Origin of the sequence: Sorangium sp. So ce426 (assembly GCF_051475585.1) — a bacterium.
Lineage (GTDB): Bacteria > Myxococcota_A > Polyangia > Polyangiales > Polyangiaceae > Sorangium > Sorangium cellulosum_B.
Map to the genome: position 1 here is coordinate 8,025,370 of NZ_CP150341.1, position 20,695 is coordinate 8,046,064.

The following is a 20,695-nucleotide window of genomic DNA, read 5'->3' on the forward strand; positions in this document are numbered from 1 at the left end:
CCCGCGCGCTCCCGAGGAGCCCGTGCACGCTGAACCACCGGTTGGCTCCTGCCGCGGGCGGCGCGCCCGCCGCCCGCCGGTGTTCTCGACCAGGCCCTCACGGCGCCTCCAGCGCCTTCGGCAGGCAGCAGACCGTCTTGGCGTCGCCGACCACCTTGTCGTGGATGGGATCGCCACCCGTCGGCTTGCACGTCCCGGGCTCGTTCGAGAGCCACGTCGCGCTCAGGCTGCTCAACGTCGAGCCCGACACAGGATCGACACAGATCCCTTGTCTCTCGTTCACATCGATGCCGACGAGCACGTCGCTGCAGGCGCCGTCCTCCCACGCGACCACGAGCGCCTCGCACCGGCTGGTCGCCGGCGCCTTGCAGGTGCACGGCGAGCAACCCGGCGTGGTCTCCAGGTTCACATAGAACACCCCCAGCTTGTCCGAAAAGATCTTCCGAGGGTCCGCCCCTCCCTCGGGCTGCTGGCAGCCGAGATCCCCCGCCCCGACGATGCAATGGCGCCACCCGTCGGGCAGATGGGCCGGCTGCTGCTCGAGCATGCAAAGCTCCCCCTGCCCCGGACACAGCTCGTCTTCCACCACGCTGTCGCACGCGACGGCGACCGCGCCCACGCCTCCCGAGAGGGGCCGCGGGGGCTCGTCGGCCACGATCGGCATGCACGGCTCCCAGATCGCCGGGCCGATCGTGAGCGAGCCGAGCTGCTCCGCCGTCACCGTACCGGGCGACACACACGAGCCGTCCCAGCCTGCCGGCGGGAGGAACGACGTCTGCGTCCCTGCGCTGCCGTCGCCGCACGCCTCGATCGACGTCGCCGTCACGGTCTGCGGGAGCGCGCACGCAGGCGCCGTGCACGCGCAAGCGGGGCAGCCGTGCGTTGATTCCGGCATGGCCCGCGCGAAGAGCGTCCGCGTGGCGCCGCCGAACGGGATCCGCTCGCCGGTCCCGGGGACGATCCGCACGAGCTCGGCGCACGACGCCGGCGCGAGCACATCGGGCCCCGTCCAGACGAGCGTCGGCGCGCCGAAGGAGGCCGGCGGCGCGTGGACGCACTGCCCCCAGCAGTACCCGTTGCTGGTGCCGTCGTCGTTCCAGATCTCGCACGCGACCGCCTCCGCGCAGTCGTACGCCCCGGCGCCGCTGCACCCACTGACCGCCGCCACCCCTCCGAAGCAGAGGAGCCAAAGCCCTGCCAGCCCTCTCTGCCGCACGCTCCGCATCAGCACCGCTCCTTCCGGCTCCGGCGCAGCCTCACCAGCTGCCGGAGAAGATCACGCCCCCGCCATGCGCAGCCGCGAGCGGCGCTGCGCGCACGGCGCGCTTTCCCGGCTCCGGCGCCCACAGGAGCGACGAGAGCGCGACCGCGCCGGCGACGCCGGCGCCGATGAAGCTCCCCCATGCGGCGGCCTTCAGCGTGTCGCGCGCGTCGATCATCTCGCGCAACACACCGCACGGCTCGGCGTATGCCTTGGACAAGCACGCCGCCGCTCCGTCGCGCTCGCGGATCTGGGCGGCCTGCGCCTCCGCCTCCCCGCCGCGCACCGCCGCTGCCACGGCGAAGCCCGTACCCAGCGCAACCCCGGCGGACGCGAGCGCGACCCCGCCGACGCGGAACACCGTTCCCGCCGACGGTCCCCCGGGCGTCGCGGCCGGCGCAGGCACAGCCGGCGCCACAATCGACGCAGACGCAACCGGCGCAGACGCAACCGGCGCAGACGCAACCGGCGCAGACGCAACCGGCGCAGGCGCAACCGGCGGCGGGGGCTTGAGCTCCAGGTGGAGGCCGACCATCGACTCCCTCCCCCGCTGCGCCTCGAACGGATAGACGTCATCGACATACCCCTCGAGCGTGCCACGCGCCTCGTGCCGCCCCGGATCGAGATAGACGAAGTACATCCCCTGTCCGCGGCCGATCGACCGGCCGTCGATGAACACCTCGGCCTCGGGCCGGCTCACCGCGACGGTCGCGACCGAGATCACGCGCTCCGCCTTCTCGAGCCCCGCCCGGAAGCGCCGCAGCGCCGCCGGCTGGAGCGTCTCCGGATACAGCAGCGACTCCCACAGGTGCTCCGCCGCGTCCCGGGGCCGCCCCAGCGCGAGCTCCGAAAGCCCGAGCTCCCCCGCGAGCTCCGGCCGCGGATCCGCCTTCCACGCCGCGCGATACGCCGCCTCCGCGTCCTGCCACCGCCCCGCGCGCCGCGCCCTCTCGCCCCGCGCGAATGCCTCCTCGGCCTCGGAGCGCATCGTGGCCGCTCCGGACGGTCCAGCAGAAGGCTCCTCCCCGGCGGCCACCGCCGCGCGACTCCACACGACAGCTGCGGCGACCACGGCGAGGAGCAACCTTCCTGTGGACGCCATCTCCGCGGCATACTAAGCGTCTACTCTCTTTTCTGTCAAGCCGCGTTGGGCCGGAGAAAGTGACGAATCGACTCGACTGTCAGGCAATTCTGGTCGCGCCGCGAGAATGCTCGCCCAGCTGCGCGGCGCCCCGAGCGCTCGCGCCACAGGCCTGCCTCGGGTCAGCCCGACATGCCGAATTTCAAATGTCGAACGAGCTCGCCAGGTAACTACGCAGGCATGGGGAAATCCTCTCGCAAAACCGATAGCACCGCCAAGGAAGCACCGCTCACCATCGAGGCGATCATGGCCGAGCACATGGAGACGGTCCGCCGCTACGTGGAGCGCCAGGGCTTCCGCGGCGCGGATCGAGACGACCTGGTCCAGGAGATCTTCCACGGCGCCTCTCGGTCGCTGCCCCGGTTCGATCCCCGCATCGCCACCGTGCGCACCTGGCTCCTGCGGATCGCGTTCAACCTGACTTCCAACGAGCGCAAGCGCGCCCATCGCCGGCACGAAGAGCTGTGGCCGGAGGAGGCGCTGGACGGTCTCTCCAGCCGAGCGCCGGATTCCGAGACACGGCTCATCGAGGCGGAACAGAGCGACATCCTCGCGGATCTGCTCCAGGAGGTCCCCCCCGCGGCGCCGCGCGATCCTCGTCGCGCACGACCTCCAGGAGGAGGCGGTCCAGGACATCGCCGAGGAGCTCGCGATGCCGCGCAATACCGTGTGGAACGACCTCCGGCTCGCGCGGCTGAGCCTCGACGCCGCCGCGCGGCGCTGGCAAGCGCGGAGGCGCGGCCGCGGCGCCCTGATTGCGCCGCTCGCCTTCGCGTTCGGCGCGACCGAAGCGCGCGCCTCATCGGGGCCGCTCCACGGAGGCCGGCTGCGGCGGCTGCTCGACCGGGCTCGCCGCGCCTTCCGGCGCGCGCCGTCTCACGGCGCGGCCAGCTCGGCGGCGAGCTCGTGGAACGCGTCGCTGGCCCGCCCACGTGCCATCCGCCGATCGATGGCCAGCGCCGCGGCCGGCGTCGTGGCGGGCGCGCTCGCCCTGCTGGCCCCCGGCGGGCGCGGCGAGATCCCGCCGCCGAGCGCCCATGCGGTCGCGCTTCGCTCCCCGCAGGCCGCATGGCCCGCTCAGCGCGGCAGCGCCGCCCCCTCGGGCCCGGAGGTGCCCTCGGAGGAGCGGGCCCAAGGCGAGGCGAACGGCGCCCTCACGACCGCGCGCCGCGCCCCGGCGAGCCCGCGATACCCGCCCGGCCCTCGTCGGGGCGAAGGCATCCAACTGCCCTCCTCCGAGTCCCGGCTGATGCGGCAGGCCTTCGCGGGGCTCGCCGCCGGTCGCCACGACGCCGTGCGGCTCCTGCTCGAGCAACACCGGCGCGACTTCCCGCGAGGCGCTTACGCGAGAGACCGCGAGGAGCTCATGCGACGGCTGCGGGCAAAGCCGCGCCGCAATTGACAGGGAGACAGGGAGACAGGGAGACAGGGAGACAGGGAGCAGCAGCCCGCGCCCCGGCGCAGTCGGCCCCGCAGAGCGTCCGATTCGTGCCATGCCGTCCCGTTGAGCCCGAGAGGTGTTGCCATGGCCCCTCGGGCTCTGCCAACATCAGCGCGTTTTGCTCAACCCAAGGAGGCGCCTATGGCAGACCCCTACATCGATCCTTTCGAGACGAAGATTTATGGCAAGTTCGCGCGCGAGCAGATGGCCGCGGTCCTGATGGGCAAGGTCGCTGCCCTCGACGGCATGGTCGAGTTCGCGATGGGCAAGCAGCTCCTCGCCGATCAGGCGATGTCCGACGTCCTCGATCGCCAGCCCAAGCCGGCGCCGGAGCTCGACAGCGCCGAGGTGCTCGACGAGGCGCGCGACGTCATCGTGCGGTTCGGCTCGTACCTCGACTCGCTCAAGGGGAGGCCGGTCGAGCCCAAGGTGTTCTTCCGCGGCGAGATGCCGAGCGTCCTCGCGCGCCGGCGGATCACGAAGCTCACCGCCGCGGTCGGGCACATCGCCGACGAGCTCGAGCGGCAGCGCGAGAAGGTCCGGGGCGCGGAGGCGTGGCTGGCCGAGCTCAGGGAGGTGCACGAGAAGCTCGGGATCCTCGAGCGGCAGCAGCGCGCCACGCGCGTCGAGCGCGTCGAGCTCGGCCCCGAGGTGTCGACCGCGCGCGAGGCCTGGCTGGGTGTCTACAACGCGAACAAGAGCCTCGTGCGCGGGCTGCTCGCCCACCTGGGCAAGCCCGAGCTCCTGCCGCTCATCTTCGACGATCTCGCCGAGGTCCACCGCACGACCGGCGTGAGCGACGCCCTCCCGCCGGGCCAGCCGGCCGCGCCGCCCGCGCCGGCGGCCGCGCCGGCCGCCCAGCCGGGGGCCTCGCCGGACGCGTGAGCCCGCGGCCCGCTGCAAGGCTTGATGCAAGTCTTGCAGCGGGCGACTCGGTCGCCGAGTCGGCCGTTTCAAGGCTTGAGACGGCCGACTCGGCGGCCCAGCGGGCCGTTTCAAGGCTTGAGACGGCCGACTCGACGGTCGAGTGAGCCGCTTCAAGGCTTGAAATCGCCAGCTCGGCGACGGAGTCGGGCGTTTCAAGCCTTGAAGCAAGTGACTGCGCGCCAGGGAAGGCGATCTCAAGGCAGGCGAATGCCTCCGCAAGGGCGCGCCACACCGGCGCGCGCGGTCCCAGCGCTCCTCCGCCGCCGTCTCCTCCTTCAGCCGAGCCCTCCGGCTGATCGCGGGTGCCTGCTCGGCACGCCCATCAGCAACACCACAGGCCTGGTCGACAGCATCGTGCTCACCCAAAGAGGCGCGCCGCGCTCACGGAAGCACGATGTCGAAGCTCGGATCCCCCTCCTCGATGACCGACATCAGCCGCTCGAGTACGCCCATGTCGCCGCGGGCGTCGATCCCCTCGCTCGTCGAATCCCCGCTCAGCAGCGCGATCAACCGCGCCTTGCTGAGGCGGAGGGTGAGCTGCGCCTTGCCGTCGGCCGGGCGCTCGACGTCGACGAGCACCCCGTTTCGCAGCGTGACGCGGTAGTTCACCTTGAGATCGATCAGCGCGATATCGAGGCGCAGGTCGAGATCCCACGCGCGCGGACCGTTGATCTTCACCGCGATCGAGTCGAAGAGCTGATCGGGGGTGAGCCGCGCAACGATCGTCGGCGCATTGGTGGCCGTCGGCGTGCCGAAGTTGCCCTTCCGCAGCTCCGTCGCCCCCGAGAGGAAGAAGTTGCGCCACGTGCCGTTCTCGCTGCCGTACCCGAGCTGATCGAGGGTGTCGGCGTACAGCGCGCGGGCACGCGCGTCGTCGGACGCGACGAACACGGCGTGGCTGAGGAGCGTGGCCGCCCAGCGGAAGTCGCCCGCGTCATACGCGCATTTCGCGATATCGAGGACGCGGTCGACGCCGCCGATCGCGTCCACGTAACGCGCGGCGAGCGCCTCGGGCGGATGCGGCCAGAGCTGCGCGGGGTTGCCATCGAACCATCCCATGTAGCGCTGATAGATGGCCTTCACGTTGTGGCTCACCGAACCGTAGTATCCCCGCGCGTGCCAGGCGTTCTGGAGGGCCGGCGGGAGCACGATCTGCTCGGCGATCTCGGCGCCGGTGAGGCCCCGGTTGATCATGCGCAGGGTCTGATCGTGGAGATAGGCGTAGAGATCGCGCTGCAGGCTGAGGTATTCGAGGACCTCGTCGCGGCCCCAGGTCGGCCAGTGGTGCGACGCGAAGACGACGTCGGCGCGATCGCCGAACCTCTCGATCGCCTCCGTCAGGTAGCCCGCCCACGCGTGCGGGTCGCGGACGAGCGCGCCGCGAAGCGTGAGCACGTTGTGGAGCGTGTGCGTCGCGTTCTCCGCGATGCACAGCGCCCGCAAGCCGGGGAAGAACAGGTGCATCTCCGCGGGGGCCTCGCTGCCGGGCGCCATCTGGAACTCGATCTCGACACCGTCGATGCTGTGCGTCTCGCCGGTCGACCGCACCTCGAGCGTCGGGACGATGAAACCGACGCTCCCGGTCGATGTGGTCTGTCCGAGACCGGCCCCCACCTGGCCACGCGGCCCCCGGGCGAGCGCGGCGCCGTACATGTAGCCGGCGCGGCGGCCCATCGCCACGCCGGCGAACACGTTCTCGGCGACCGCGTGATGGACGAAGCTCTCGGGCGCGAGGATCTGCACCTTCCCGCCGTCCACCTCCGCCTGCGAGGTGACGCCGAAGACGCCGCCGAAGTGGTCGATGTGGCTGTGCGTGTAGATGACGGCCACGACGGGACGGTCGCCCCGGTGCTCGCGGTACAGCGCGAGGGCCGCCGCGGCCGGCTCGCTGGAGATGAGCGGATCGATGACGATGACGCCGGTATCGCCCTCGACGAACGTCACGTTCGAAAGGTCGAAGCCGCGCACCTGGTAGATGCCCTCGACGACCTCGTAGAGGCCGTGCTTGGCGACCAGCAAGGACTGCCGCCACAGGCTTGGATGCACGGAGGTCGGCGCCTCGCCCTGGAGGAACGCGTAACTCTCGCCGTCCCAGACGACAGCCCCGTCGGGTCCGCGGAATCGCGCTTCGGCGACGGTGCCCAGGAAGCCGCGGTCAGCGGCCTTGAAGTCCCTCCGGTCGGAGAAGGGCAGCTGCGCGCGGTAGGCCGCATGAGCGGCCTCGACGGCCGGGGCCGGATCGATCGGTGTGGTCATGACGTGCTCCTTTGCGATCACGTCCGAACCTGGCTGTGACGTCGCTCACCCGCAACCCGCCGCGCTGGTGGGGCCCTCCCCTACGTTCGCCGGATAGACGAGATCAGAACGGCTGAACCGCATCCGGCGCGACGGCTCGGCCAGGATGCGTCCACCCTCCGGCCATCTCCAGCGGCCTCCCTCGCCGTGCTACCTTGCCCTGCCGGCGGCCCCTATGACCCCAGCTCCGGCACGCCTGGTCTTGCTGCACTCCTCCCGCGACGAGGCCCTCGCGCAGGACGCAGGACGCCTACCGGCTGGAGCGGCGCGCCCGCCATCGAGGCGAGCTGAAGGACGGGACGTTCATCGCGCATGGCGCGGACGTCATCGAGGTGCGGGACGAGGACGCCTACAAGCTGCGCTTCCGGCACTTCGCGGAGTTCTACCGGCAGGTGAAGGGCGAAGAGTATCCGCTCGATTACGAGCAGCAGGCGACGATCCATCCTCTGCCCGAGTGCGGCCTGCTCTTCCTGGGCCTGAACTCCGCGTGGCAGATCGAACATCACCACCGCGCCCGCGCCGGCGTCCACACGGGCGCGCTCGCGCGGGCGCTGATCCAGCTCGATCGGGTCGCGAGAGATGACCTGCGGATCGCTGTCTGGCATCACCCGGTCACCAGCGCGGAGCCGGATCACCTCGACGACGCGGGCTTCCTCCAGCAGCTCGCCGTGGCCGGCTTCCGCGTGGCGCTCCATGGCCACGTCCACCGGGCCGAGAACCAGCTCTACCGGTACGACATGAGCCCTGGCGGAAGGCGGCGCGAGATCGTCTCCGCCGGCACCTTCGGCGCGCCCGCGCGGCAATGGGTGCCGGGATACCCGCTCCAGTACAATCTCCTCCTGTTCTCCGGGGGGACGATGACGGTCGAGACGCGCTGCCGCGAGGAGCTGAACGGCGCGTGGCGGCACGACGCCAGGTGGCTGGAGGGGACGGGCAGAGACCCGTTGCCGCGGTATCAGATCCAGCTGCAGTGACGCGCCATCACCCGCCGCGGGCTCGGCGACCGAGTCGGCCGTTTCAAGCCTTGAAGCGGTGACAGGTTGCCGTTGCCGGTCATCGGGCGGACGCCGCCCGAGGACGTGGTGACCCCCGTGGCGCAGAGCTCCGACTGGACGGTCGCGTCGCCGTTGCCATTCCCTTGCCAATCAATAGCTCGGCGGCAGCGGGCACGCCCGCAGAGTCGTCGCGGTCGTGCGCTCCGCTGCCAAGAGCGCAAGGTTCTGCTCGATGCCGGGCAAGTGCGGATTGGCGTTGCAAGCGCGACGGTAGCTTGCCTCCGCGCTCTCGAGATTACCGAGCAGCTGTTCGACGGCGCCGAGGCTGGCGTGGGCCTCGGACAGCTCCGGAAACAAGCCGGTGGCGCGGATGAAGGCTGCTCGCGCTTCGGTCAGCCGCAGCTGCCGGCGCCGTTCGTTGCCGACGTTGTATTCGACGACGCCGAGCACCTCGGACTGGCTGAGTGGACGCGCGTATTCGCGCGCCGAGCCGCCCGGTACCGGAAAGCGCTGGCCGTACCACGCGTCCGGCATCGCCTCACCGGCGCGCAGCAGCTCCACGTTGCGCGCGCCGCCCTGCTCCTGCACCCGCACGTAGAAGTGCCCAGGCATCGTCACCCCGGACGCCGAATGGCCGAGCGCGTCAGCCAGCGCGAGAAACAAGGTACCAAGGCCAACGCAGCTTCCGCGGCGGCGCTCCAGCACGCCGGGCAGGCACACGAAGGCCAGATTCGTGTCGGCCACCTCGCGCACGAAGCTCCAGCGACCGAACAAGAGCTCACTCAACACCGCAGCAGGTGAGCGCTGGGGCGACGAAGCGAGCGCGCTCTCCGCCTCGTCGACGAGACGCGAGAGCTCCGTCAGGCTCCAGGTCACCTGGCTCTCGTCGACAAACGCGGTGTCACGGGCCAGGCCGATCAGGGCGCGGCCGAACGCAAGCTCTCGGCGCGGAGCGCGCCAGCAGCCGCTGCCCGCGAGCAAGAGCAGGAGCGAGCGGCGCTTCATGGCTTCTTCAGCGGCTCCCAGTCTTCCCAGTAGTTGTAGAGATCACGCGCCGTCATCATCCAGATGACCAGCTTCTTCGTGCCGAGCGCCTCGACGCTGCGGCGCAGTAGCTTTTGCCGCACGTTGGGGCCGCCGCCGTAGCTCATGACCAGGTCGAGCGGATACGCGATGCCACGCGCCAGGTGCGCCGAGACGCCAGCGTGCTCGGCGTCCGTCAGCTCATAGACGGCGGTGAAGCTGTCGCCCAAGAGCACGACCGGGCTATCCGGGTCGTCGTCGTACGGCTTGCCGTCGGCAACGACCTGGTGCGCCACGAGCGTCTCAGGCGTGTATTTCTTCTGGTCAGCTTCCGGCAGTCGCGAATGCAGATCGCCGAAACGGGTGAAGCTGGTTTCGCGCAAGTCGTAAGCGCGCTTCTGCCTGGCGAGCTCGGCGTACCAGGGGTACTTCTTCACGCGGGTGGCCAAGAGGTCTGCGGCCAAGCGCAGCCCACGGTCGGTCCAGTGCGTGTCCTGGCGCTGGAACAGAAACGGCTCCGCTGCGCTCGTGACCTTCGCCTGCAGGAATGCCGGCAGCAGGTCCACGGTCTCCACGCCTTCCTCGCTGAGCCTCTCGATCAGCTTGCGGAAAGCCGGATTGATGACCTGACCCGAGAGCGCCGTGAAAGCGGGGTCCAGCTTCTCCGGATACACCTCGAGCTTCGTCGGGACCGGCACGAACAAGAAGTCGACCCCCTGCTCGTCGAGCAGCTTCTTGAACTCGAGGATCACCGGTAGCGGGTTCTTTCCCTTGCGTTGCTTCTCGAGATCACCACCGCTGACGTATTCGAGGTCGTTGCGGTAGAACAGAAAGCCATCTCGCCCAGCCAGCGCCTTGACCTTCGGCGGCATGCCTTTGAGCCGTTTCTTCAGGGCGTCATGGGTCGGCGTGAGCTTGGCCATCCACGTCGGCCAAGAGCCGCCCGCCTGGGCCAGCTCGCGCTGCACGGTCTCGAGCCCCGGCGCGGGGTTCGGCGACGGACGTGTCTTGCTCAGCCGAAGCGCCGGCTTCGCGGGCGCAGCGGCCGCGAGCGCCGCGCCTTCGCCACGCACCAGAAAGACGTTGTACGTGGCTTTGCCTTGCGGCTTGCCGCGCAGCACGATGGTCGGCGCCGGAAACGCGCGCCCACCCAGCTCTTGCTTGATGTAGGGCTCGGTCTGCGCGTCCGGAAAGCTCTGTCCCACCGGCATGAGATCGGTGTTGAAGGACGGGTACCAATACGACGAGAGCTGGTTCGCCCAAGCCTTCACCTCGCTCGGCGACAGCACTGGCGCCACGTAGTCCTTCTGGATCGCAGCCACAAGCACGGGAGTGACGACGCCAGGCGCCACTCGGCCATAGATCTCGGGAAAGCCGTCCCCGTCCTGATCGGCGGAGCCCGCAAAAGGCTTGAACCAAGGCTGAAACTCCACCTTGGCCCACAGCTCCACCGCGCCCGACGCGGCCTGATGAACGAACACCTCGCTCAGGAGCTGGCCGGAGGTGCCGGGCGGCAACTGCAGGCCCCACCGCTCGCTGCGCACGGCTGAGCCAACCTCGGCCAGCGCTTCGGCCCCCGCTACCTTGCGCGCTTGCAAGAACTCCGAAAGCGGCGCGAAAGCCAGCGCTCGCTGCTGCTCGGCCGGCGAGAGCGGCGTCTTCGCGAGATCGCTCGTCAGGCTGCCCTGGTCGAGCTGCCCCGCGAACGCGCGCGAGGTATCGGGCGTGCCCGCAGCCGACATGGGCGTCTCTGGCTCCGGGTCGGCGATCATGAAGTTGCTGTGATAGGCGGCGTAGTCCAACGCGGCGCGCGTCGGGCGTGCCACCTCACGCACCCAGACCTGCGAGCGCGTTCGCGCGTAGCCTTCGTTCAGCGTACGGACGTGAGCGTGTTCGACGCGCGTGCCCGCCCTCGCATCACCCCAGGGGAACTTCGCAGACCCGGCGTGACAAGCGACAATGCCAGGCGCTGATGCGGCGGCGAGCAACCCCCAAACCCCGAGTGCGCGCTTACGCTGCGTCATAGCGACCTCGACGGTAGTTCCACATCACGCGAAGCACCCGGAGCCCGTACGTCAGCGGGTTCAGGTGCGAGACCTCGTCCCCGTAGTGCGTGGGCACCGGCGCCTCGCCGACCGAAAGCCCACGTGCCCGCGCCGAGGCGATGACTTCCAGATCGAAATCGAAGCTGTCAGACAGGTCGTGGAACGGCAGCGCTAGCGCGCGCGGCCCATAGAGGAGGTAGCCGCTGTGGTAGTCCGTCATCGAAAGCGACAGCGTCCGGTTCTCGATGCGGTTCAGCAGCGCATTGCCGACGTACTTGTAGAGGGGCATACCACCCTGCAAGGCCGTGCCCGCAGCGATGCGCGAGCCCTGCAGCAGATCGAGCCCGCGACGCGAGAGCTCCCCGATCAGCCCAGGCAAGGCCTCGGGCGCATACTGACCGTCGGCGTGGATACAGGCGACCAGCTCCGGCGCATCGGCGCGGGCCTTGGCCAGACCGTCTTTCATCGCCGCGCCGTAACCGCCGTTGTTGCGCCGCCGGAGCAAGCTAAGGCGAAACGCCGACGATCTGTAGCGCTCGACCCGACGGGCCGTGTCGTCGCGACTGCCATCGTCGACGACCACCACGTGGGTGGGCCCCGACGAAGCCAGGCCGCCGACGCGCTCCAGCACCGACTCGATGTGCCGGGCAGCGTTGTACGCAGGGATGACGACCGTTACCTTCATGCGGAGCTCGCGAGCTGGGAGAGCGACGATGCCGCTGCGACGCGACCGCCGTAGCGCTCGACGTAGTCGTGCACGATCGGCGGCAAGGAGGCGGCCAGGCGTCGCTGGGGCTTCCAGCCGAGCAGCTGCCGCGCCTTCTGAACGTCGGGGATGCGTTCCTGCGTGTCGTCGTAGCCGGGGCCATAGAACTCGGCGGCCGACACCGCGCGAAACTGGGCAGGCGCGCGCTCGGGTAACCGCTGAGCGAAAGCGTCGGCCAGCAGCCGAGCGAGCTCCGCGATACTGACGTCATTGTCTGGGTTACCGACGTTGAAGATCTGACCTCTACTTTGCTTCGGCCGCTCGAGCACGCGGCACACGGCTTCGACCATGTCGCTCACGTCCATGAACGTCCGCCGTTGCGCGCCGCCGCCCACGAGCGGCAAAGGCTCCCCTCGCAGCAGCGCGCTCATGAAGCTGGCCAGTACGCGGGGTGTCCCCTCCCCGTCGATGCCGGGCAGGAAGTCCATGCGCGCGCCGATGGTGTTGAAGGGCCGGATGATCGTGAACGGCAACGCGCCGTGCTGACCGTGCGCCCAGATCACCCGCTCGAGCAGCTGCTTGGCGCACGAATACGTCCAGCGCTCGCGCCCCACCGGGCCGAGCAAGAAGCACGAGTCATCCTCGTGCATACGCGCGGCCGGCAGCCCCTGCGCGTCCAGCGCGGTGCGCCCGTAAACCTCGGCGGTCGAGAAATGAACCAAGCGCACGGCGCGCTCCGCGCAGCGCTTCACGAGCGGCAGCAGGTGCGTGAAGCTGGCGTCGATGACCTCCAGCGGGATGGTCGAGTACTGGGCTGGGTTGCAAAGCGCCGTGAGCGAGATCACGACCTGACAGCGCTCGGTGACGTCCTCGACGAGCCCCGGCGCCTCGACGCGCGCCTCGATGCGCCGTACGCGCGGGTCCCAGCACTCGAGCTTGGTCAAATCCACGTCGACGGCGTCGACCTGGCAGGCAAAGCGTTCAAGCAAAGCCGGCACCAGGTGCGAGCCGATGAAGCCGCCCGCGCCGACCACGGCGATGCGCGTTTCCCTCACGGTGAGGCACTCCCGGCGGACGGAATGAAGACGTCGGGCCAGCGATCATTGGCCGAGTTGTAGGTGAGGCGCGCGGCCTTTTCGGGCGGCGTGCCCACCTCCCACAGGTAAATCTCGTAGTCGGCGGTGTCGTGGTCGTGACCGCGCTGGGTGATGCCCCAGACCATCCATTTGCCGTCGCGCGACAGCTGCGGGAAGTACTCGTGCGAGCGGCGACCCGGCAAGTCCATGAACTGGAGCTTGTCCAGGTCGACGTCCTTCGGCGGCGTGCCGTCATCGATCGGCATGCGCAGCACCCGGCTATCGCCATTCCCGGTCGGGTGAACCCAGTAGATGGCCGTGTGATCCGGCGTCCAGTTCACCTGGCAGCCCAGCCCGGTCTGGGTCCAGGCCTTCTTGGCGATGTTCCAGATGCCTGTTTCGCGCTTCGAACCGCGCAGCGTGATGGCGAGGTACTTGCCGTCACTCGAAATCTCCGGCTGCTGCAGCAAAGCGCCGTCAAGATCGGATACGCCCTCGCTGTCCATCAACTGCGTCTCTTCGCCGCTGCCGAGCTTGCTGCGAAAGACCTTCGTGCCGCGTACGAACAGGATCTCATCCTCCGAGATCCAGCTACCCCAGCTCGCGCCCTCGACGACCTTCTTCGGCTCGGAGCCGTCCGGCTTGACCGTGTAGATGTCCCATTTGTCGCTGGCGTTGGCGTCGCGTTCGCTCACCCAGCCTTGTTTGCTGCGGCAAAACAGGATTTGCTCGCCGCTCGGAGAGAACCTCGGGAACCAGTCGACCTCGTCGCCCTTGGTGATCTGTTTGACGTCCGAGCCGTCGGTCTTCATCGTGAACAGGTCGTGATTCCCCACGCGGGAGCTGGACCAGACGATGGTGCCGCTGGCCTTCTCGCCGACCTCGCGCATCAGCGCGACGTCCTCCGCGGGCGGTGCTTCGTCGGCCCCCTTCGGGGGCTCGCCCGAAAAGGCCGAGCATCCGAGCACAGCCGAGCAGCACAGAGTACCAATTTGCTGCAGTGGGAAACGCAGGCTCATCTAAATTGTCCTTTCTCGAGCTTCACTCGCGCGGGGTGCGAGGGTGGCCGCCTCGACGGCGGGCGAAGGAAAACAGCGACGCAACCCGGCGCGCACGCCGAGCGGCGCGTAGCCGAGGTCGCTCATGGCTTCGGTCGGGTCGAGATCGGCGTCGTTGACGATGCCGGCTATCGCGCTCGAGGTGAGCGGGGGCCGCTTCATGAACACCGGGAGCACCGCCGCCAGCGCCCGGCACGCCCACACCGGCAGGTGCAAGAACGGCCGAGGCCGATCGTGATGAAGCAGCAGCAGCTCCGCGAGCTCGCGCATCGAAATCACCTCCGCGCCGCTAAAGTTGTAGGTCTTGCCGTGCGCGATCGGCGCGTTGGCGAGCCGCACCAGGCCGTCGACGACATCCTCGGCCCAAACGGGCCTCTTGAGCGCGCCCCCGGCGCCGATGAACGGCACCACCGGAAACCGCCGCAAGTAGTCGAGGAACATCAGGAGCTCCTGACCGCCACCCTGGTCGTAAACCAGCGTGGGCCGCACGATCGTGTAGGCGAGCCCTGAGCCCTGGACGAGACGCTCGGCCTCGAGCTTGGACTCGGCATAGCGCGTGCGACGGGGGTAAACGACGGAGGCCGACGAGACGTACACGAAGTGCGGCACCCCCGCTCTTCGCGCCTCCGCGACAAGGTGCGCCGTGCCGTCGCGGTTGACGCGCTGAAACATCGTGGGGTCGTGGGTAATGATGATGGCGGCCAGGTGGTAGACGAGGTCGACGCCGCGACACACGCCGGCCAAGGTGCTCGGATCGCTGATATCGCCTTCGCGCACGTCGCAGCCCAGCGCATCCACGCGCGCTCGCGACGGATCACCGGGCAGCACGAGCGCTCGCACTTGCCAGCCCGCTCTGCGCAGCCGCGCCGTCAAGCGGGCGCCCATCACGCCGGCGGCGCCAGTCACCAGGGCTGTCGCCATCCTACCGAGCCTCCGCAGGCTTGGGAGTCGGGAAATCCAGCGGAATCCAATCTCCGACCGACAGCTCGCGCGCAGCGAACTCCCAGACCACCACGCGCTTGCCCGCCAGGCGATCTTGGCCGGCGTTCAGCTCGCGCGCGAGCGCCTGGCGCGTAGCGAAGGCGCCGGAGTCGTTCTGCGCGATCACGTCGATGGGGCGACCAAGCGCCAGCGCCAGGTGCGGGGCCAGGCCGGACGCGTTGCCCCAGCCCATTCCCTCGAGCGTGAAGATGTTGGTGAAGCTGTCGCCGAGCAGGAGCACGTCGGCGCTCTCGTCAGGCTCCCAGGGCGCGCCGGCCGCGTCCTGCACCTGGCGCACGACCACGCTCTCCGCTTGAAACAGGCTCTGATCGTCGGGCAGCTTGAGCATGTCGACCAGATCACCGACGCGCGAAGCCGGCTGCGGGACGCCGCGCAGCACGGGCTTCTCTGCCAGCGTTGGCAATACCCCAAGCCCGATCACGAGCTGGCCGAGGTCGGCGGCGATGCGCTCCATGTAGCCGGGCGTAAAATGCGTATCTTGAGCCAGGAAGAGCGGCTCGGTACGGGGCTCGGGCACGCTGCGGCGCGCGTCGAGCACGGCCACGCCGGCTGCTCGAAGCTCGCTCAGGAAGCGGTCGTAGTCGACATTCTGCGCCATCTCGACGCGCCCATCACGCCCAAGAAGTGGACCCGGCTCGATCCCAGCCTTGTCCGGCATCGGCAGGAGCACGAGGCGAATCCCCCGTTGCGCGAGCGCTTGCTGGAACGCGAAGATGGCGGGTCGCGGATCCGGGTAAATGGGCTCCTGGCCTGCGTCGAGGGCTTCCCTGGCGCGGCCCCGCAGCACCTCGGGCTCCAAGAATCCGGGCCCGCCGACGTGCTGCACACCGGGCGTGTAATAGAGCCAGCCGCCGTGTCCGACGACCGCGAGCTTGTTGCCCACACGAGCTAGACGAGTGAGCAGCAGCTGCACGCGGGGCTGGACCCAGGACTTGGCGTACGAGGCATCCTCGATGCCCTTCTCGAGCTGACGCAGGTTCTCGGCCGTCGGTGGGCGACGCACCAGATCCACGAGAGGCGATTCCTCATCCTCGCGCTTCTCGAGGTAGGCCTGCGCGAGCGGAACAGCGTAGATCGCCCCCAGAAACAGCAGCGTGAGCAGCCAGGCCGCGCCGCGGCTCACGTCGGTCGCGATGATACCGCGGCGCAGCTGCTCGTCGCCTGTGGGGTCGGTCGGACCGCCGCTGCGTTCGATGGCGGAGGACGAGGGAGGCAAGGTACTTTGCATCGCGCGGCCTCAGAACTGAAAGTACAGGAACGGGTTGATGGTCTGCGTCCACATCATCAACGTCGCGAGCGCCATCGTGGCCGCCACGAACGCGGTACGGGGCAAGGACAAGCGCCGCGTGAGCTCCCAGCTGTTGGGCATGCCGAAGATCACCACCGCGGCCAACGCGAATAGCCCCACGTAGTACCGCGGGTGGAGCGCGCCCGCCACGACGTCCGCCGCCGGCGAAACGGCGGCGAGCCCAAACAGCGAGCCCAGGTAGGTCACCGCCTGATCGAGCGTCTTGGCGCGGAAGAACACCCACGACAAGCACACGATCAAGAAGGTGAAGGCGACGCCGACAGCAGGTGGCAGGCGGCGCAGCGGATGAGCTTTACCGAGCCTGCGCTCCACCCCGAGCATGCCGCCGTGAATGCCGCCCCAGATCACGAAGTTCCAGCTGGCACCGTGCCAGAGCCCGCCGAGCAACATGACAACCATCAAGTTGGCGTACGTGCGCAGGGGTCCTTTGCGGTTGCCACCGAGCGGAATGTACAAATAGTCGCGTAGCCACGTGGACAGGCTGATATGCCAGCGCCGCCAGAACTCCGTGATGCTGCGCGACTTGTAGGGGGAGTCGAAGTTCTGGATCAGCACGAAGCCGAGCATCAGCGCCAAGCCCACGGCCATGTCCGAGTAGCCGGAGAAATCGAAGTAGATCTGGAACGCGTAGGCGACCAGCCCGAACCACGCGTCGTAGAAGTGCTTGGCGCCACCGGCGAACGCCGTATCGGCGATGTGCCCCATCGGGTTGGCCAGCAGGATCTTCTTGCCCATCCCCAGCGAGAAGAACGCGACGCCGCGCGCGAACTTCTCGAGCGTGTGCTGGCGCACGCGCATCTGTTCCTCGATCGCCGCATAACGGATGATGGGGCCCGCCACCAGGTCGGGGAAGAAGGCCTCGAAACACATGTAGTCCGTGAAGCGCCGCATCGGTCGGGCGTCGCCGCGGTACACGTCGATGGCGTAGCTCATCGCCTTGAACGTGTAAAAGGAGATGCCCACCGGCAAAACGACGTGCAAGACCGGCACGATCTGCGTCGAGCTGCCGAAGAGCGCGCCGAGCGCGTTGATGTTCTCGGCGACGAAGCCCGTGTATTTGAACGCCGCGAGCAGCCCGAGGTTGGTGACGATGGAGATCGCCAGCACCAGCTTCATCTGGCGGGTCCGCACGACCTCGGGGCCAATCACGGGCGGTAGGCCGTCGACGTCGGGCAGCCGTGACATCTTCAGGAGCAAGAGGCCGCACACGTAGTCGACGCTCGAGCCGAAGAACATGATCACGGCCCAGCTCGGGTTCGCCCAGCCGTAAAATACGTAGCTCGACACGGCGATGAGGGCCGTGCGGGCCCGGCCCGGCAGGGCGTAGTACGCGGCCAGTACCAGCGGCAAGAAGTAGAACAGGAAGATATGGCTGGAAAAGACCATATCAGCGGCTCACGGGGCCCACGGGCGCCAGCCCTTGTCCTTCATCGTCGCGAGCGCTCGCTGCACCCAGGTGCGATGGCCGTCCAGATTGAAGTGATGGTCATCTTGCATGCCCACGCCCTCGGCCGAGACGAGCGCGAAGTTCGACACCACGCTCGGGCACCTTTCGATCTCGGGACGGATGGCGTTCGCCACGGCGCCGCCGACCACGAACTCGCCCGAGCTCTCCACCTCGTAGTCGTTCATCAACGCAGGCAGCGTGGGCTCGCCGACGTCGTTGCGAATGGCGGTCACGAGGGTATTGATGCAGTCGGGAAAACCGGTGCGATCGGCGGCAGTGCCGTGTCGCTCGGTGATCCCGAGATAGATGAAGATACCGCCGAAGGTCACCCGCCCCTTGATGGCCTTCGGCGCGGCGATCAGCTGGTCGTAGTAGAGGCCGCCCGGAATGAACTGGGAGCAGTAGGCCGAGGGCCACCCGAACCCGAGCGAGATGAAATAGTTGTCGGGCGCGAGCATCGCGGCTTCCTTGACCAGCGCCGTACCCGGCCCGCCGGCGGCGGTGTCACCCGCGGTTTTCGGCTCGATCGCGAGCTCCGGCGCCGAGCCAGGGTGGTACATGAAGGCGTGCGGGTGGGTCTCCGTGAAATGGAACGGGCGTGAGCTCTGGGGCCTCGTGGCGCGACCGGCCATGTTGGAGTGACCGATGTGAATGAAGGCGATCGCGCGCTCCCTCGGGACGTCGACGCCTCCAAGGTTGATGGTCACGCCCGAAGGCGCCGGCCCTCCGCCGGACCCCACGTCGCTGGTCCCGCTGCTCCCGCCGCCGCCGCTCCCGCTCGCCGCGGTCATGGCGCCGCCGACCGAAGCTCCACCCGTGGTGGTCGCCGCTCCAGCGCCGCTCGAAGGCCCGAAGTCGTCACCCGTCCCGGCGGCCTGCGTGTCGTGCGGGTGCTCGACGACCCCGCAGGCGAGCCCGCCGCCCAGCGCGAACAAGGAAACGAGCGCCCACCGAGACTTGGACAGGCTCACGTTGAGAAGTGGTTTCATCGTCGACTCTCCTCCAAGTTCACCAAGATCCGCGTCGCTTCGGGGTCGAAAGGCCGGACGCGCAAGGCACGCCGTAGAAAGCCCAGGCCTTGCGCCGATTCGCCCCTTCGCAGGGCGATCAACGCCATGAGATTCAGGCTCCCGACGTCGTCGTGCTGGGAAACCAGGCTCTGCCGGGCGAGCCGCTCGGCGGCATCGAGCTCACCCGCTGCAAAGCGAAGACGCGCTTCGAGGGCTCGGGCTTGCGGCGTGTCGAGGCTCGCGAGCGTACGCTGCGCTTGCTCGAACTGGCCGAGCACGCCGTGCAACGTGGCCAGGCTCAGACGTGCCGCGGCATGCACCTTCGGGGAATCCGCGAAGCGCTGCTCCAGCTGGACCAAGGTGCGGTCCGTCTCGCTGGCTTCACGGAACGGCTGCTCCGCGACGCCGGGCGTGAGGTCGCGGCGAGCAAACAGCACCTCCGAGCCGTCCGTGTAGAGTAGCTTCCAATCAGCGCTCGCGTAGAGGTGGCCAATCAAGCGCTGGTAGCGCTCGGGGAACATCACCGGCAAGACCACGTAGGCGAAGGAATGACGCGCCTGAAAAGCTTCGAAACGCTCTGGCTCGTCCGCGAGCCTCAGGTATTCGGCGAACTCGTCGGCGGTGCGCAACACGAGCCGAGTGTCGATATACGGCCGAAACCGCGGATAGAGCCGCCAGATCAGGTAGCCTCCGTAATGATCGGCCGCAAAGACGTCGCCCCCGGGCAGCGCGTCGAGGCGCACAGCGCTTTCGGCCGGCACCCGGAACGGGCTCGGATCCGCCAGCGGCGGCTCGCGCGCCGCCGCCGACGCCGAGACGAGCAGCAGCGCGCTCAGGAGCGCCGCGTTGAGGCCCACCGCCACGCGCACGCCCGCGCGGCGAAAGCTCGAGACACAAAACCGCCGGAGCGCCGGGGCCAGATTGACCGCGAAGATCGGCGCCCCGACCCAGTACAGCAGGAGCACGTTGCGGTTGCTCATCAAGGCCAGCCCCGCGAAGCCGAGCAGCAGCAGCGCATGGCTCAGCCTCAAGCGGCGCCCGGCCAGGAGCACGGAGAGAGCGAGCAGGGCCAAACACCATTTGAAGTGCCAGAACTCGCCGTCTGACAGGCGCTCGAGCTCGAAGGGCGGTAGGTTCTCCGCCACGTCGTGGGCGAAGACCTGGTGCTCGCCGGGCAACAAGCGCCCGAGCAGCACCGCCGGCAACGCTGCGCCGCGCAAGCCAAACGGCGTGAGACACGTCGCCAGCAAACACCCCCCTAGCGTCGCGAACAGCTGCTGTACCCGCGCCCACGGTGCCAGCGCACCAGCGTGCTCGCGCGCAAACGGCCACGCACGCGTCTGGCCAAAGCTCGCCCAGCCGAGCGCCGCCACCGCGTACGCCGCGATCACCGCGGGGCCAAGCGCCGAAAGGCCCTGGAAATTCGCCCAAACCAGCTGCGCCAAGGGCAACCCCAGCAGGTGCCGGACCCGGCCGTCGCGCCGAAAGCGCTCGAGCGCGAACAAGAAGAACGCGAGCAGGACGAGCGTGCCTATCACGGGCCGGACGAGCAAGAGCGAGCGAGCCGCCAGGAGCCCGCCGACCAGCGACGTCACGAGGAGCCCCCTCGCCCACGAGCCGCGCCGCGCTTCGAGCGCGAAGTAGAGGAAGCCCGCGCCCAGGCCGATCAGCGCGCACTTGACCAAAACGAGCCCGACGAGGCCGACCGCCTGGTGCACCGCGTACACCGCGAGCTGAAAAAGCCAGTGCACGTCGACCCAGGCACGCCCTTGCGCGCTGACCGAGAAGGGATCGGTGAACAGGAGCCCACGCCGAGCGACCATCTCGCGACCTGCCGCGAGGTGCCACCAGATGTCACCGTCGGCCGAAGGCGCGAGCCCCGTCGAGGCCGCACCCAGGCCGAGCAACGCCGCGACGAGCGGCGTGCGATGGCGGAGCAGGGCGGCGACGGGCAACATG

General features: G+C 69.0%; 16 protein-coding genes and 1 pseudogene. 4 read left to right on the forward strand and 13 right to left on the reverse strand.

Features of this window, described 5'->3' with window-relative positions; all coding sequences use genetic code 11:
* Positions 1 to 97 precede the first annotated feature (97 nt).
* A complete protein-coding gene (locus WMF44_RS29645) occupies positions 98 to 1,168 on the reverse strand; it encodes a hypothetical protein (protein WP_437293413.1) in 1,071 nt (356 codons plus the stop codon).
* An 88-nt stretch (positions 1,169 to 1,256) separates the two neighbouring features.
* Positions 1,257 to 2,363, reverse strand: a complete 1,107-nt coding sequence (locus tag WMF44_RS29650) for a hypothetical protein (protein WP_437293414.1) — start codon at positions 2,361 to 2,363, stop codon at positions 1,257 to 1,259.
* Positions 2,364 to 2,660: 297 nt separating this feature from the next.
* Here WMF44_RS29650 and WMF44_RS29655 point away from each other — a divergent pair.
* From WMF44_RS29655 to WMF44_RS29665, 3 genes and pseudogenes are all read left to right on the forward strand, one after another.
* Positions 2,661 to 2,792 (forward strand): annotated as a pseudogene (locus WMF44_RS29655) (sigma factor); the annotation flags it as partial.
* Positions 2,793 to 3,054: 262 nt separating this feature from the next.
* Complete coding sequence (locus tag WMF44_RS29660; RefSeq protein ID WP_437293415.1) at positions 3,055 to 3,804, forward strand: hypothetical protein; 750 nt, start codon at positions 3,055 to 3,057, stop codon at positions 3,802 to 3,804.
* A gap of 180 nt (positions 3,805 to 3,984) precedes the next feature.
* Complete coding sequence (locus WMF44_RS29665; protein ID WP_437293416.1) at positions 3,985 to 4,728, forward strand: hypothetical protein; 744 nt, start codon at positions 3,985 to 3,987, stop codon at positions 4,726 to 4,728.
* 423 nt (positions 4,729 to 5,151) lie between these two features.
* On the opposite strand, the gene WMF44_RS29670 is transcribed toward WMF44_RS29665, so the two are convergent.
* Positions 5,152 to 7,026 (reverse strand): alkyl/aryl-sulfatase, encoded by a 1,875-nt coding sequence (locus WMF44_RS29670; protein WP_437293417.1) that lies wholly within the window; start codon positions 7,024 to 7,026, stop codon positions 5,152 to 5,154.
* Between the two features lie 371 nt (positions 7,027 to 7,397).
* On the opposite strand from WMF44_RS29670, the gene WMF44_RS29675 reads away from it, so the two are divergent.
* Positions 7,398 to 8,039, forward strand: a complete 642-nt coding sequence (locus WMF44_RS29675) for a metallophosphoesterase family protein (RefSeq protein WP_437293418.1) — start codon at positions 7,398 to 7,400, stop codon at positions 8,037 to 8,039.
* Between the two features lie 171 nt (positions 8,040 to 8,210).
* Here the strand turns inward: WMF44_RS29675 and WMF44_RS29680 are convergent, their stop codons facing one another.
* The 10 genes from WMF44_RS29680 to WMF44_RS29725 are packed head-to-tail and all read right to left on the reverse strand — an operon-like array spanning position 8,211 to position 20,694.
* Positions 8,211 to 9,065: a transglutaminase family protein gene (locus WMF44_RS29680; protein WP_437293419.1), complete on the reverse strand. Its 855-nt coding sequence runs from the start codon at positions 9,063 to 9,065 to the stop codon at positions 8,211 to 8,213.
* Positions 9,062 to 11,107 (reverse strand): alginate O-acetyltransferase AlgX-related protein, encoded by a 2,046-nt coding sequence (locus tag WMF44_RS29685; RefSeq protein ID WP_437293420.1) that lies wholly within the window; start codon positions 11,105 to 11,107, stop codon positions 9,062 to 9,064. Before WMF44_RS29685 ends, WMF44_RS29680 begins: the two co-directional genes overlap by 4 nt.
* On the reverse strand, positions 11,094 to 11,813 hold the full coding sequence (locus tag WMF44_RS29690; RefSeq protein WP_437293421.1) for a glycosyltransferase family 2 protein: 720 nt from the start codon (positions 11,811 to 11,813) through the stop codon (positions 11,094 to 11,096). Before WMF44_RS29690 ends, WMF44_RS29685 begins: the two co-directional genes overlap by 14 nt.
* Positions 11,810 to 12,868, reverse strand: coding sequence for an NAD-dependent epimerase/dehydratase family protein (locus WMF44_RS29695; RefSeq protein WP_437293422.1), 1,059 nt, complete (start codon positions 12,866 to 12,868; stop codon positions 11,810 to 11,812). The genes WMF44_RS29690 and WMF44_RS29695 overlap by 4 nt, the downstream gene beginning before the upstream one ends.
* Before the next feature lie 17 nt (positions 12,869 to 12,885).
* Entirely contained in the window at positions 12,886 to 13,929 is a 1,044-nt protein-coding gene (locus WMF44_RS29700; protein ID WP_437293423.1) for a TolB family protein, read from the reverse strand.
* Positions 13,930 to 14,889, reverse strand: coding sequence for an NAD-dependent epimerase/dehydratase family protein (locus WMF44_RS29705; RefSeq protein WP_437293424.1), 960 nt, complete (start codon positions 14,887 to 14,889; stop codon positions 13,930 to 13,932).
* A 1-nt stretch (position 14,890) separates the two neighbouring features.
* Positions 14,891 to 16,198: an alginate O-acetyltransferase AlgX-related protein gene (locus WMF44_RS29710; RefSeq protein ID WP_437293425.1), complete on the reverse strand. Its 1,308-nt coding sequence runs from the start codon at positions 16,196 to 16,198 to the stop codon at positions 14,891 to 14,893.
* A gap of 9 nt (positions 16,199 to 16,207) precedes the next feature.
* Entirely contained in the window at positions 16,208 to 17,665 is a 1,458-nt protein-coding gene (locus WMF44_RS29715; RefSeq protein ID WP_437293426.1) for an MBOAT family O-acyltransferase, read from the reverse strand.
* A 9-nt stretch (positions 17,666 to 17,674) separates the two neighbouring features.
* The gene (locus WMF44_RS29720) at positions 17,675 to 18,715 is read right to left on the reverse strand and encodes a sialate O-acetylesterase (RefSeq protein ID WP_437293427.1); all 1,041 of its coding nucleotides are present in this window, start codon (positions 18,713 to 18,715) and stop codon (positions 17,675 to 17,677) included.
* The gene (locus WMF44_RS29725; protein WP_437293428.1) at positions 18,712 to 20,694 is read right to left on the reverse strand and encodes a tetratricopeptide repeat protein; all 1,983 of its coding nucleotides are present in this window, start codon (positions 20,692 to 20,694) and stop codon (positions 18,712 to 18,714) included. Before WMF44_RS29725 ends, WMF44_RS29720 begins: the two co-directional genes overlap by 4 nt.
* Position 20,695: the final 1 nt, after the last annotated feature.